Source organism: Flagellimonas sp. 2504JD1-5, from assembly GCF_053618295.1.
Map to the genome: position 1 here is coordinate 1010916 of NZ_JBSIOU010000002.1, position 12766 is coordinate 1023681.

The following is a 12766-nucleotide window of genomic DNA, read 5'->3' on the forward strand; positions in this document are numbered from 1 at the left end:
TATTATTAGGTTGCAGCAGCGGACATTTTATCCCAAAACACTACCCAACTTAAACATGGGTAAGTACATCGCCACCAGAATTACCCCTACACAGATTCCGACCACTAAAATAATCATGGGTTCCAGCAAGGTGCTCAAAAGTTTGGATTTTTGCTGTACCTCAATACTGTACTGTTGATTTAGCCGCTCGAACATAAATTCGGTCTGGTTGGTTTCTTCTGCAACCTTGACCATGGAAATCATTTTGTTACTAAAAACCTTGTTTCCTTTAAGACTGTTGCTCAAGCTTTCCCCTTGCATTATTTTGCCAGTTACAGATTTTAGAGCATCCGTCAGCGGGTAAAACTCAATCATTTTTCCAGCCAGTTCTATACTGTTCAGCACAGGCACTTTTGATGCGGTAAGCAAGCTAATGGCCCTAGTGAATTGTGCCAAATACACAGATTTTATAAAGTTTCCCAAATAGGGTATTCGTAAAAGCAAATAGTCCATGCGCTTTTTAAACCCTTCTTGGCCAAAAAGTGCTTTTCGCAATATTAGCATGGTGATAATCAGCAACACTATCCACCAGCCATAGTCCTTGATAAAATCGGAAACGGAAACAATAAAACGGGTAATCCATGGCAATTCCACATTGTTCTGTTTAAAAATATCCTGGAACATGGGAACTACCAATCGCAACATAAAAATGACCACCAAAATGGCGGTTACCAAAATGATAATTGGATAGGTGAGCGCATTCACCAAATTTCTCCGTTGCTCGTTCTTTTTGGCGAAAAATGACCCCAATTCCGCAGCAATGGTGTCCAAAGTTCCAGATTCCTCTCCTATTTTAATGGAGTAATATTCGTATTCCGTAAACTCCTTCTTTTCCCTTATCGCTTCAGAAAAACTAGCTCCAGATAGAAGGCTTTCACCCAAATTTTTGAACAATTCCTTCTGTTTTTCCTTCTTTTGTCCTTCTTCAATGAGTTGGAGTGCTTCTTTTAAAGTAATCCCAGCTTTGAGCAACACCGCCAGTTCAGTATAAAAGTCCTCTTTTTTCTTGTTGGAAAACGATTTGCCCAAAAAGGTAAGCTCCCTTTCCAGCAATGGAACCTTTTCTTTGGCTATGGCCCCATCTTTACTTTGGGTATTTGTTGTTGATATGTTATCCAGATTAAATCCCATCAGTTCATAAAATCGGCGGCAGTGTTCTTTTTATAGACAAAAATTCGTTTGTTGCTTTCTTCTTCTCCACTTGTGGATAGCTCAAGGGCATCAATAACTCCTCCCATAACCTCTTCGCCCTCAAAATACAGTTTTCCAAGTTTATAATCCGTATAGAAGGTATCCAAATCCCGAGTAACATAATCTTTATAAAAACCATAATACCGCTCGCCCATCTCATTGCGCAACTGTATGGAACCTGTTTTTTGGGAGAATGTAATCTGAGGGTGAGAATTAAAATCCACCCATAATGCTTGTCTCAGTAAATTCCCAGCGGTTTTATCCTCATAATTTTCCTGGATTCCAAACATCTGTTTTTGTACCAGTCCCAAAATGGAAAAAGCAAGACCCACAACTATAATGGTCAGCAGCAAAACCACTAACATCTCGCTTAAGGTAAAAGCCTGTACTTTTTTATAGTTCATGGATGTTTTTTACTGTTCGTTTTATGGTTCGTGGTTCGTTTCCAACTTGTTCTTTGGCCTCTATAAGCGCCGTTCCATCATTTTGTCCTTCAATACTGATGCTCCAGTCTTCCCATTCATCATAGTATGGAGAGGTCAATTTTCCGTTGGAATATAAATATTCCACTTCATCAAGATGAGTTTTCAATGGCTGAAGATTTCCTCGAACTTGGGCGGCAAAAAGGTTGTTCAAAATAAGGCTCGACAGCATAAAAATGACCACAATGAGCACTGTCGCCACCATGGTTTCCATTAATGTCGATGCTTTTACCCTTTTTTTCAATAGAGCCATTTTGCCACTGCTTTTTCCTTGTTCAACAATAGGCCCACGTATTGTTGGGGCAAAAAATCGGTGTTTATGGTGCCCCCGAAAAGGTGGTTTTGATATACGCTTCCATTTTCCATGGCCATAAAGGCATTGGTGGTCACATTTCCAAAAACATCTCCTTTTAATTCCAAATTCTTTTCACAAAACACCTCTCCATACACTGATGCCTTTTTAGAAATCACTACTTGCGGAAAAAACTGATTTTCTTCAGTCTTTTCAAAATAAGCTACAATACCTTTTAACATGGTTTCCGAGCCAATCTCAATATTGGGTTGCCTTCGTTCTTTGTTATTTGGCCTACTTCCCCTATCCACCACCAATGCAGATGGATATTCCAAATTGACCCGCCTTCCCACTTCAATTCGATTGAAGGCAATAGCCTGCAATCTGCCACTAAACCTATCTTCTATCTCAATTTCCGGAGCGATAAGCAATACATCTTGAAGATTGGAATCGTTGCCCACCATAATTTTATGCGTGGCCACAACCACTACGTTTCCAACCAAATTACAGCCCGACAATCGTAAAACATCCCCTTGAATATATTGGGTAGGTGATTTGAAGGAATTGGACAATTGCAACCTACTGGAAAACCGAAGAGTGTTGTTTCCTGACATACCAAAAACTTTGGATTGCAGTTGTTGGATGTAGGCACGCATCTCTGAATCTAGAGGCGGTAAGGTTTTGGTGCTCTGTTTCACATTTCCATAAACCGGTCTTGTGAATTGATAAAACTGCCCTCGGATACTTCCGGGACGAATACCTTGTTTGGGCAGATATGCATTTCCGGTGATCTTTGCCTTTCCAGCAATGACCATCGGGCGGTCGTTATCTTTTAGATAAAGTGCTGAAAAGTCTTGATCCATTCCTCCACCCACCAAAGCAGTTTTAACGAATCGGTTTTTATGAAATTGAGACACCACAACATATTTTTCAAAAATACCCCAGTGGGATTTGATGGCCGTGGTTTTGATTCCATCTTCCTGTTTTAAGTCAATGGACACTGAATCATTTAATCGTAGTTTTTGTTCCATCGCCTGCTGAAGTGCCAAATCGGAACTCTTGATCAGGTCAATGGCCTTTGATGTTTTTTTGTCGAACAGTGAATGCGTCTGATGCAACAATACAAAGGTCAACAGCAGCACGGCAATCACTGCTCCGATGAACAGTACAAACTGAAGGGCGCCTGCCCGAAGTTTTTTATTGTGTAGCATTTTGAAGGGTTATGGTCTTTGCAATGCCCTTAAAACGTACCCGAATACTCTTGGAAGAACCACTTAATAAGGTAATATCGGCTTGGGTATTGCCCTTGCGCATGAGATATTGGTTACCTGAAATGGTCACAAAAAATATATGGTTCTTGGTGTCTTGGTCTGTGATGAGTCCCGTATAATTAATATTCGGAAACTGCACTTTTGGCTTGGCGACACCTTTAGTTTTGGGTTTCTTTTTGGAGGGTGGCATGGTTCCCAAAAAGGGATCTCTATAATCCACCAAAATGCTAAAAGTGTCTTTTTTGACCTGTTCTTTGGGTTTAAAATTGATGTTTTCTGCCAAAACAGGAGCTTCCGGTTCCGATGACAATGCACCGAGCACCTTAAATCCTATGATGCCCCAAATGAGCAGCACTGCTCCAAGCAATAGATATGTTTTGGTGTTTTTGCTCAATTGCTGATAGTAAAATTAAAGGTAGTGCTTAAATCACTTTCGTTTCCGGCCGAGTCGTAAGCTTTGACCACCCAATAAAAAGTTCCGGCCGCCAAATTGGTACTAAAAGCTTTATTGGCACCCAATGCTTTGGTGGAAAGGGCTGTCAAACTTTCATCGGAATAGATAAAGATGCTGTCACGTTCTGCTGTTCCTGCTACATCTTCACGAGTCCAAGTGAAATCTACAGTTGCTTCACTTTGTGAAGCCCCATTTGCCGGCGCTACCAATTGTGGAGTGTTCGGTGGGGTCACATCCAGATTTTCATCGCCGTCGACTTGAAAACTACTTAGGGTAAAGGCCGTTTGGTAATCGCTGTTCATGGCCTTAATACGCCAAGCATAATCGCCGTTCACCAAAGTCTGTTGGATTCGCGTACCGACCCGACCCAAACTGTCCACTTCAAAAATGCTATCGAGCACCAACTGTTGGGTAGCTTCAAAATTGGGAGCGGCCAATTGAAATCGGTACCTGGTAGCATCTTCCACTGTGTCCCAGTTAAAACTGATGTCGTTACCATTGATTACCGTATTGTCCAAAGGCGCAAAAACCGTTACCGTTTGGTTAGAAATATCGGGCACCTCCAAAATGTCCTCACAACTGTATGAAATGGCCAAAATTAGGGCAAAGATGGTCTTAAATTTGTTTGTCATTGGGGTCAGAATTTGAGGTATGCTTTATCTCCGTTCACCTTTGAGGCCTTTAAATAAGTACCCTTCGGGCATTTTTGGCCTTCGGAAATCAAATTTTCTATGATCATATTATGATATTGGTCCTCACCCCAACAAAAATGGGCATATTGGTAATCGAAAACCTGAAGTTCAGAGAAAAAATACTGTCTTTTTTGTTCGCCGTTGATCACGGTCAAAACAATATTATCATACTTGTCTTTTTGCAATTGAATGGCCTCGGCTTGCAAAAAGCCGGGCATTTCGGTTTCGGGAACTGTTATATTCAAACCTGTCACCAATTTATAGCTATCATCATTGGAGATATAGGAGCGTAGGGCATCATGTTTATCCTGGTTCAATAATTGTGCAAGACCCAGTTGGTCCAACAATTGCAGACGTAAATATTTAGGTTTGTAGGGCAGCGAATCGTTATAGGAAATGGTATTGATCTTGGCTGCCTGCTGCATATGTTTGGCATAGTCGGTATAGCTCTGCCGGTTAAAGGGCATTTGCTGTACATCCACTTTTAATTCGGACCAATCGGGAACGCCAATTTGCTCCGCTGCCGAGTACCATAAATCGCCTTTGGTCTTGATCAGGGTACCCAGTTCGGGAAAACTTAATTGGGCTTCTTGTTTTTTGGCTTTGTAGGTGCTGCAAGTCACAAAAAATAGGGCGCCACACCCTAGAAATATAAGTTTTTTTACCTGCTTCATGTAGTCAACATATAGATACACTAAAATACAGAAATTACGGGCTAAAATCCCCTTTTTAAAGGGATAATTTTGCTTGAAAATCGGGTTTTTATGTTAAAAGTTTAATTGTAGAATTGGTACTGTTTTTTGAGAGGTAAATTAGAGCAAAAATATATTGTTTAACAGAGTGGTTTTATGTTCATTTCTTTTGCTCGTCCAAAAGAAACGAACCAAAGAAAACGACGCTTTTCCGAAGGAATTTTTCAACGCGTTGAAAACCGGCTGGTAAACGCTGCGTCACTCCGTTCCTGAATCTCAGCGTTTTTCCAACCTATTCTGCCGGAAAAGAAAAAATCAGTTTTCCTTAAAAGATTTCTCAGTCGCTTTGCTTCTTCGAAATGACAAAACGGGCATCAATGTCATTTCGAGCTGTCATCCTGAGCCTGTCGAAGGAGCAAGCGAAAAATCTCACAACCTCTTTGTTTAAATTAGGTCTCGACTGCGCTCGACCTGACACTATATGCGAATCGCAAGGTATTCACCTGAATTTCAGCGCTTTCCCAACCTATTCTGCCGGAAAATAAAAAATCAGTTTTCCTTAAAAGATTTCTCAGTCGCTACGCTCCTTCGAAATGACAAAAAGCACCGAAATGTTATTCCAACATAGATTCACCGTAAAAGAACCGTGTTACTTCCCATAATGATAACGGCAAGCTGCAATAAAGAGTTGGTCGTCTTCATATTTGTAAACCAATCGGTGTTCCGAGGTTATCCGTCTTGACCAGTAGCCTTGCAAATCGCCCTTAAGCGCCTCGGGTTTTCCAATACCTTCAAAAGGGGTTCGCATACAATTTTTAATAAGGTCGTTGATGCGCTTGACCATTTTTTTGTCCACTTTTTGCCAATACAGATAATCTTGCCACGAAGTGGTCGACCAAATCAATTTCATTCTTCGAGTAAATCCTTTTCAACGCCTTTGCCCGCTTCCAATTCTTTGATGGAGTTTAGCAAAACATCCCTGTTCTTTCCGGTAAGCAGGTAGGTGGTCTCCTTTAGGGAGTTATACTCATCCAACGATATCAGTACAAGGTCTTTTCCGCCTTTTCGTTTGATGATGATATCACTTACATCGTTGACGACCTTATCGAACCAATGCTTAAGGTTTGAGCGAAAATCTGTGTAATTAACGGTTTCCATGGTGTAAAGATAAAAAAAAGTACTTAAATGCGTACTTTTATAAATATTGATTAGATTTCTCAGTCGCCGCGCTCCTTCGAAATGACAAACGGTTCCATTGTTACTCCGACCTGTCATCCTGAGCTCCTGCCTTCCGAAGTCTCGTACGGAGGACAGGGTGTCGAAGGATGAAGATTCTATAGACACTTCGACAGGCTCAGTGTGACATAACCCAGTACTTTCCCAACCTATTCTACCGGAAAAGAAAAAATCAGTTTTCCTTAAGAGATTTCTCAGTCGCTTTGCTCCTTCGAAATGACAAAATGGGTCCACTGTCATTTCGAGCTGTCATCCTGAGCTCGTCGAAGGAGCAAGCGATAAATCCTACACTTCGACAAGCTCAGTGTGACAAAAACTGGGCAATGTCATTTCGAACCCTTTAGGGTGAGAAATCTAAAGCGCTCCTTTACTTTAGGAAAAATCAAATAAGTCTTTGAGTTCGAGGCCTAGTGCCTCCGCAATTCTACTTAAGGTTACCAAACTTGTATTATGCTCAGCCCGTTCTATGCGGCCAATCTGGTTTTTGGTTAAATCCGCATCAACTGAAAGTTGAAATTGGGACAATCCCTTTTCATCACGAATTTGTCGAATCTTATCTCCGACCATTTTCATAACCTCTATGTCTTTTTCGGTAAGTTTTTCAAGCACACGCCAATGTGGTCATAGTTGAAAAATTAATAAACACCTTCGTTGGGGTAATCTGATAATTTTTCATTAATATTGAACTAACTTTTTGCATAACCCCTCTAAATTGGAAAAACCACCAAGCTATGTCCAATATTTTAGGGGAGATCAACAATTTTTTAGAAAGGGATTCCGCAAACACTTTGGAAATCACTTTTGCCCTATTGGAAATTGAGACCTACCAAAACGGTAAATTTTTAAGACGATTTCATAAGCCTAATTGTAGAATCATTATCCGTAGATTAAAAACCAGCTCCCTTGTCAAAATGGATGTGGTGGACAATATTGCGTTCCGTTTTTCTTTTCGGTTTGAAAAGCCTACGTCTTATCTATCTTATAAAAGCGATATGCAGCAACTGCCCAGACCACTTGCCCAAGGTATTTTGGAAATAGAGGCTGAAAAGCTGGTGCTGGAATTTGCTATTGATGCGCCGGATAAAGAGTTACGGGTTAAGGTAAGGCATACCTATACTCAAATAACGGATATAATTTAAAGGATAAAATTGTCAGTCTGAGCCCGTCGAAGACCTCATAAAATTAGAATCTCAAAAACTTCGACAAGCTCAGTTTGACAATACGGTTTTACTTTTTAGGCAGCCCATTTTTCTCATCTATAATCCCATCTATTGGCTCGCCATTATCTCATTATACTGTTTTACCCAATTGGGGATATTCATATCCCTTCTTTTAGTGGCCTTAATAGACGCCTGCAAAGTAGGAGCGTTTGGGAAGAACGCTCCAGGGTTGTTCCGCAACTTTTTCTCGTCCACAAAAATTATACGCTCCCCCACCTTTATGTAATATTCTTGATAGATCCATACACTATATCCTTCCCCTGGTATATTTCCAGACATTCGGGTTCGGTACCTGTACAATGATAGAGGAGTTCCTTCATTTAAGATTTCCATTAAGTACTCACGCCCTTTTTTATTGATCATAGGTCGGTATACTATAGTATCATTGACCACGACCTTATCCAAAGAATCTGGTTTAAAATGTATCTTCCGCTCTCCTTTATAGAGGTCAAAACCCTTGGCCATGGTGTAGAAACTATTGTACTTTTTAACATAGCCGGAAATCTCAGAACCGTTTTGCGTGGTCACCACACATTTGGCTTCTTTTTGGGCCATGGCCACAAAACCTATTGCCAAAAAGAATGTTAAAATCTTATTTTTCATATTACTACAGTTTATGGCTTCCTTTTACATCAAACATTTAATATTAATACTCGACCCACTAGTCAAAGACCAGCGGCAGCTGAGGAGGCTCAGGTTATATATAAAACTGTATATTGCCACCTAATTCAAAAGCATAATGTCAATCAAAAGATTATTCGAATCCCTCCATTTAATTTTATGAGGAGTTTGTCCATCAACATCAGTAACAATCAAAAAATCATCTTTAAAAGACTCGATTTTATATAACTTATTTTCCTTTTTAATCCGAATAGCTGATATCTTGTCACTTTCAAAAAAATCGGCCCATGTATAATATTTAAAAGGAGAATCTTTGCTTAGATACTTAGAATCGACCTTATTGTATATTATTTTGTAAACATCCTCAACTACCTCGATAACTGCAAAGTGCATTATACCGTAGTCCGGTTTATAAAAAAGAGGGCATATTCCGTATGTCTCATCACAAAAATTGAAATCATCGAACTTTAATGAGAGCTTTTGATCTTCATATAAGGATATCTTTTTACTGCAATCGTAATTCCAAACGAGTAGTCCGATGCCAAGGGATTCACTTACATTTTCATATCCACAATATTGAGTAATTTCTTCTTCGTTGCTCAACTCATTTTCCTTAACTATCTCTTTTTCATTACCCAACTCTTTTTCTCCTTCATTGTTTTTCTCTTTTAAAGCTAATACTCGCTCTTTTTTATCCGAAATTACACCGTCAGGTTCTTTGTTTTTTGCAATACAAGATAAAACCAGCAGCAATAGAGAATATGCAAATATTTTAAATGTTCTATTCATGATTATCTCCCAATATGTAAATGATTTCTATGCAAGTTATGATTATTATTGCCAATATGAGTAAATCTATCTCCATAGCTATAATTAGACGTAAATCCATGTTTTTGCGCAATGGTAAAAAACTGATTCGTTAAACTTATACTAGCGCCGAAATAAGCATGATTCCCTCTTAATTCTATATACCCGTAATAATCTAATCCCGGAGTGTGATAATCAATATAATGAAGGTCTACCGAATCACCTGTAAAATGTGTTGAATGTCCTAAGTTAATGGATGGGTCATATGCTGAAATATCACCATAATGCATGGACATACCTGTCTTATCATTAAAATCGACAAATGTTCTATAGAGTTTAATAAAAGTCTCTTTGCTAGCCCAATTATCAGTAGTATGCCTAACACCATTGACATAATAATTTTCATTATTACCATTATTTGCTCCCGATGCCGTAGTGTATCGAGCAAACCCTTTGCCTGATTCAGGGAATTGGAACATATTAAATTCATTAGGCAGTACTGGAGTATAATTTCCAAAAAAACTATTAAAGCTTCCCTGTCCGAACAAATCATAATCAGCGACTTTGAACCAATCATTGTCTTCGACAAGGACAATTTGTTCAATACCATCATTCACATAAACATGTTCACCTGTTTCTTTATTGATAAAATCAGTGGGAGGAGCTGCAAAACCTCCATCCACATCTGTTAGACCAATTGGATTATTTCCCATACCTAAATATGGAGAGCTGTACTGTCCAGCAGGGTCTGTGGTCAACCAACGCCCAATACGGGCATCCCATAAGCGTAACTCAAAGGCCTCCTTACCTGTCTCGGGGTCTTTTTCCTGCCCTTGAAAGGCATAACGATAGTTATTCGCATCTATACTGTTACGTTGGGGCATCAACATCCCAAAAGGGTAATAATCATTATAACCTTCATTGGAGGTGCTGCTTCCACTTTTCTGGAAAATGGCCCGTACATTGCCCAAATGATCGGTAAGCTGGTAGGTAGTAGCATCCCCTGGACGATCATATACCGCAAAACGCTGGTTGCCGTACATAGGCTGTTGTTGAAGCGTACTACCACTATAAATAGCCATCACCTTTCCGGATACATCCCTAATATAGTAGGTATTGGATACAGCCATGCCTCCGCTAAAGGTCTCTTTACGCACCCTATGGTTACGGTCGTTATAGTAAAATTTAACGATGGGCGCATTGTCTTTCCGTACTTCAGTAACCAAACCGCTGGCATTATAGTAATATTTAACCTTTTCTTCCACGTTTTCGGTTAACTGCCCAATTTTGTTGTACACATAATTGTTTCCATCTTGATCGACAATATCGCCTACCCCCGCATCTCCCGTGTCATTGTAGGTGTCATCATCCACTCTAAGCAATTGGTTAGGCCCATCTTGCGGAGTCGTCTTATAGCTATAGGTAAGGTCATCCATGGCGTTGCCCCCGCTGGCATCTTTGTTTCGTTTTAAGCTTTGTATATTCCCATTAGGGTCATAGGTAATACCCGTTACATCATAGTCCCCATTGCCTACTTCATTTAATGTGCCTGCAATACGCGCGGTAAAGGTACTACCGCTTTGCGCATGGAAATTTTCCTTTAAGGTAACACTATTTCCTCCTTCCACAAGGGTATTGCTCCCGCTGAGATATACATTATTATCTTCTGGGTCGTCATCAGCAGGTTCCGGTCCGTTGTTCACCTGTCCATAATCCGCCCCGGTCAACCAATTATTGCGGTCATAGGTAAAGGCATAGGTACTCTGCTTCCCTGCCACATCGTATAAAGGATTGTTCCATCGTACCCCTTTAATATTCCCGTTCAATTGGTCCACACCATAAGCAGGAGTGGTAATATTACTGTTTGTCTTACGAGCGTAATCGTTTTTATGATAATCGATTTGCATGCCAAAAAGGTCGTTGGTGTCGCCACTCGGGTCATCCGAACCGCTTAAACTAGGGTGATTGATACTTTTAAGCTGTCCTACCAAATTATATACATAATCAATCCCTTGAACATTCCCCGCTAGTTCGGTACGTTTTAACGCTCCTGTCTCATAGTATTCATATACGGCTTGGACTCGATAGTTCGTGCCATTAGTGGAGGTTTCCACTTGGGTCAACTGATCCTTTGTGTTATAACTATATCTATGATAAAACTGCTCGCTGGTCACACCTTTCTGGTAAATGACTTCAGTAACCAGCCCCCTTATCGGGTCGTATTCATAATCGATGGTCTTAGTGCCCAAGCCCTGTATTTCTTGTACCACCCATTCTATCCTGCTATAAATGTCATAACTATACCAGGTTTCGCTATAATCGTTAGCAGTGTAGGCAACGTTTCCGGCCGAAAAGCCCAAGGATGGATAGGAAGATTGACGGGAGCCCAAACTATAGGTCTGGGCCGTTTCGTCATATTCAGTATGTTGCACCTCGGTACGGGTACCTGAGACCATACTCCCATCAGGATTTGCCGACGCAAAGCCACTATTTTGTACTTCCCCACTTTCAACGGGACGCCCAAATTGATCGTAATTGGTATACGAAAAACGGCCCGCATCTTTTTGCACACTATTTTGGGAATAGCGAATCTGTCCATCATCCCGGTACTTAAATTCAGAAGTGCCCTCATCCGGGCTAACAATCTTAATCAATTGTCCCAAGGTATTGTATTCATAGGAAGTCTTGGGCTTAGTGGCTTTAGAATCTCCTTTGGGTTGGTAAACGGCAGTCAAGCGACCTGTCTCGTCATATTCATTTAAGCTATAGTCATAGTAATTTTCATTGTAGTTAACGGTTACTGGATTGGCGGGGTCATAATTGTCAGGGTTGCTTACCGAAACTCGATAAAACCCATTCGACAAACTGGTGGAGGGGGTCACTGTACCTTCGGTAATCAAATTATGGGTGGTTACGGTATGACCGTTGGCGGTCACGGTAAAGCCCATATTACTCCCTTGAGGGACATGGATGTCCACAAAGCCTTGTTCGCCGATGTCAATGCTCATACTCCTTGATGCCGTACCACCGCTTCTTGCCGCGGCCAAGGTTCGGCCATCGCTATCCACAAAAACCGCATTTTCATTACCATGTACGTCCCTAACAACGGTCTTCAGAATTTTATGATTTTCGTATTGGGTTTCCCCAAAAGCTACACTCTTAGCCAGTTCTTGACTAGCTCGCATGGTAAAACTATACGCTTGTGGCCATTGGCCGTTTATTTGGTTACCCCCTATCAAACGTAGCGGAACACCCGGATTTAAGGTACTGTACTCCGTGGCCGAAAAAGGATGCTCCGTAATATCCTGGTAAGCCTCAGATGAATTGCTATCACTATAATACCACCCCAATGAATTGGTTTGACTACCCACTACGGCAGGATTAGATGGATTGGACTCAAAATCAGAGACGGAATATTCACTACCATTGGTCTTGAGCATAAAATTGGTCTTATGATTCATTACCCCATTTGAATTTATGGGCGAACTCAGCGTCTGAATCACCGGCCTTCCTTGGGCATCATATTTTATCTCGCTTGCCCATACCTTATTGGTCTCAGTATCCAAAGCTTGACTTTGCACCAATCTGCCAAGATCATCATGAAAAACCTTGGTCTTTGATGTTCTGGTGCCGGCCGCATCATAGGTAGTGGTCTGTACTGTATTCCAATCGTTTTGACCAATAGCAACCAAGGATGTTAACAGCGCAACTGTAATAAGAAATGACGTTTTCATTGTGGCTATTTTTTCTAATTGATTTATTTTATTTT

14 protein-coding genes are annotated in these 12766 nt (G+C 40.7%); 1 reads left to right on the forward strand and 13 read right to left on the reverse strand.

Features of this window, described 5'->3' with window-relative positions; all coding sequences use genetic code 11:
• Positions 1 to 27: 27 nt before the first annotated feature.
• The 10 genes from ACULLG_RS14050 to ACULLG_RS14095 form a co-directional block, all read right to left on the reverse strand.
• Positions 28 to 1170, reverse strand: coding sequence for a type II secretion system F family protein (locus ACULLG_RS14050; RefSeq protein WP_452127431.1), 1143 nt, complete (start codon positions 1168 to 1170; stop codon positions 28 to 30).
• Complete coding sequence (locus ACULLG_RS14055; protein WP_452127432.1) at positions 1170 to 1634, reverse strand: PulJ/GspJ family protein; 465 nt, start codon at positions 1632 to 1634, stop codon at positions 1170 to 1172. The genes ACULLG_RS14050 and ACULLG_RS14055 overlap by 1 nt, the downstream gene beginning before the upstream one ends.
• Positions 1624 to 1965, reverse strand: a complete 342-nt coding sequence (locus ACULLG_RS14060) for a hypothetical protein (protein ID WP_452127433.1) — start codon at positions 1963 to 1965, stop codon at positions 1624 to 1626. The genes ACULLG_RS14055 and ACULLG_RS14060 overlap by 11 nt, the downstream gene beginning before the upstream one ends.
• The gene (locus ACULLG_RS14065; RefSeq protein WP_452127434.1) at positions 1953 to 3215 is read right to left on the reverse strand and encodes a hypothetical protein; all 1263 of its coding nucleotides are present in this window, start codon (positions 3213 to 3215) and stop codon (positions 1953 to 1955) included. Before ACULLG_RS14065 ends, ACULLG_RS14060 begins: the two co-directional genes overlap by 13 nt.
• Positions 3202 to 3669: a hypothetical protein gene (locus tag ACULLG_RS14070; RefSeq protein ID WP_452127435.1), complete on the reverse strand. Its 468-nt coding sequence runs from the start codon at positions 3667 to 3669 to the stop codon at positions 3202 to 3204. The genes ACULLG_RS14065 and ACULLG_RS14070 overlap by 14 nt, the downstream gene beginning before the upstream one ends.
• Positions 3666 to 4361 carry a hypothetical protein gene (locus ACULLG_RS14075; RefSeq protein WP_452127436.1) on the reverse strand — a complete coding sequence of 232 codons (696 nt, stop codon included), beginning with the start codon at positions 4359 to 4361 and terminating at the stop codon, positions 3666 to 3668. Before ACULLG_RS14075 ends, ACULLG_RS14070 begins: the two co-directional genes overlap by 4 nt.
• A 5-nt stretch (positions 4362 to 4366) precedes the next feature.
• The gene (locus ACULLG_RS14080) at positions 4367 to 5095 is read right to left on the reverse strand and encodes a hypothetical protein (RefSeq protein ID WP_452127437.1); all 729 of its coding nucleotides are present in this window, start codon (positions 5093 to 5095) and stop codon (positions 4367 to 4369) included.
• 667 nt (positions 5096 to 5762) lie between these two features.
• Positions 5763 to 6023: a Txe/YoeB family addiction module toxin gene (locus ACULLG_RS14085; protein WP_452127438.1), complete on the reverse strand. Its 261-nt coding sequence runs from the start codon at positions 6021 to 6023 to the stop codon at positions 5763 to 5765.
• Positions 6020 to 6271: a type II toxin-antitoxin system Phd/YefM family antitoxin gene (locus ACULLG_RS14090; RefSeq protein ID WP_452127439.1), complete on the reverse strand. Its 252-nt coding sequence runs from the start codon at positions 6269 to 6271 to the stop codon at positions 6020 to 6022. The genes ACULLG_RS14085 and ACULLG_RS14090 overlap by 4 nt, the downstream gene beginning before the upstream one ends.
• Positions 6272 to 6721: 450 nt before the next feature.
• Positions 6722 to 6958 (reverse strand): helix-turn-helix domain-containing protein, encoded by a 237-nt coding sequence (locus ACULLG_RS14095; RefSeq protein ID WP_452127440.1) that lies wholly within the window; start codon positions 6956 to 6958, stop codon positions 6722 to 6724.
• Between the two features lie 122 nt (positions 6959 to 7080).
• On the opposite strand from ACULLG_RS14095, the gene ACULLG_RS14100 reads away from it, so the two are divergent.
• Positions 7081 to 7488: a hypothetical protein gene (locus tag ACULLG_RS14100; RefSeq protein ID WP_452127441.1), complete on the forward strand. Its 408-nt coding sequence runs from the start codon at positions 7081 to 7083 to the stop codon at positions 7486 to 7488.
• 129 nt (positions 7489 to 7617) lie between these two features.
• On the opposite strand, the gene ACULLG_RS14105 is transcribed toward ACULLG_RS14100, so the two are convergent.
• The 3 genes from ACULLG_RS14105 to ACULLG_RS14115 all read right to left on the reverse strand — a co-directional run bounded on the left by ACULLG_RS14105 (position 7618) and on the right by ACULLG_RS14115 (position 12731).
• Entirely contained in the window at positions 7618 to 8172 is a 555-nt protein-coding gene (locus tag ACULLG_RS14105; RefSeq protein WP_452127442.1) for a hypothetical protein, read from the reverse strand.
• Between the two features lie 120 nt (positions 8173 to 8292).
• Entirely contained in the window at positions 8293 to 8979 is a 687-nt protein-coding gene (locus tag ACULLG_RS14110; RefSeq protein WP_452127443.1) for a hypothetical protein, read from the reverse strand.
• Between the two features lie 2 nt (positions 8980 to 8981).
• Entirely contained in the window at positions 8982 to 12731 is a 3750-nt protein-coding gene (locus tag ACULLG_RS14115) for an RHS repeat domain-containing protein (protein WP_452127444.1), read from the reverse strand.
• Positions 12732 to 12766 lie beyond the last annotated feature (35 nt).

Bases quoted from the DNA above. Each gene is read 5' to 3' on its own strand.
- ACULLG_RS14085 (WP_452127438.1), bottom strand. From the start codon at position 6,023: ATGAAATTGATTTGGTCGACCACTTCGTGGCAAGATTATCTGTATTGG.
- ACULLG_RS14060 (WP_452127433.1), bottom strand. From the start codon at position 1,965: ATGGCTCTATTGAAAAAAAGGGTAAAAGCATCGACATTAATGGAAACC.
- ACULLG_RS14100 (WP_452127441.1), top strand. From the start codon at position 7,081: ATGTCCAATATTTTAGGGGAGATCAACAATTTTTTAGAAAGGGATTCC.
- ACULLG_RS14105 (WP_452127442.1), bottom strand. From the start codon at position 8,172: ATGAAAAATAAGATTTTAACATTCTTTTTGGCAATAGGTTTTGTGGCC.
- ACULLG_RS14055 (WP_452127432.1), bottom strand. From the start codon at position 1,634: ATGAACTATAAAAAAGTACAGGCTTTTACCTTAAGCGAGATGTTAGTG.
- ACULLG_RS14050 (WP_452127431.1), bottom strand. From the start codon at position 1,170: ATGGGATTTAATCTGGATAACATATCAACAACAAATACCCAAAGTAAA.
- ACULLG_RS14110 (WP_452127443.1), bottom strand. From the start codon at position 8,979: ATGAATAGAACATTTAAAATATTTGCATATTCTCTATTGCTGCTGGTT.
- ACULLG_RS14115 (WP_452127444.1), bottom strand. From the start codon at position 12,731: ATGAAAACGTCATTTCTTATTACAGTTGCGCTGTTAACATCCTTGGTT.
- ACULLG_RS14065 (WP_452127434.1), bottom strand. From the start codon at position 3,215: ATGCTACACAATAAAAAACTTCGGGCAGGCGCCCTTCAGTTTGTACTG.
- ACULLG_RS14090 (WP_452127439.1), bottom strand. From the start codon at position 6,271: ATGGAAACCGTTAATTACACAGATTTTCGCTCAAACCTTAAGCATTGG.
- ACULLG_RS14075 (WP_452127436.1), bottom strand. From the start codon at position 4,361: ATGACAAACAAATTTAAGACCATCTTTGCCCTAATTTTGGCCATTTCA.
- ACULLG_RS14080 (WP_452127437.1), bottom strand. From the start codon at position 5,095: ATGAAGCAGGTAAAAAAACTTATATTTCTAGGGTGTGGCGCCCTATTT.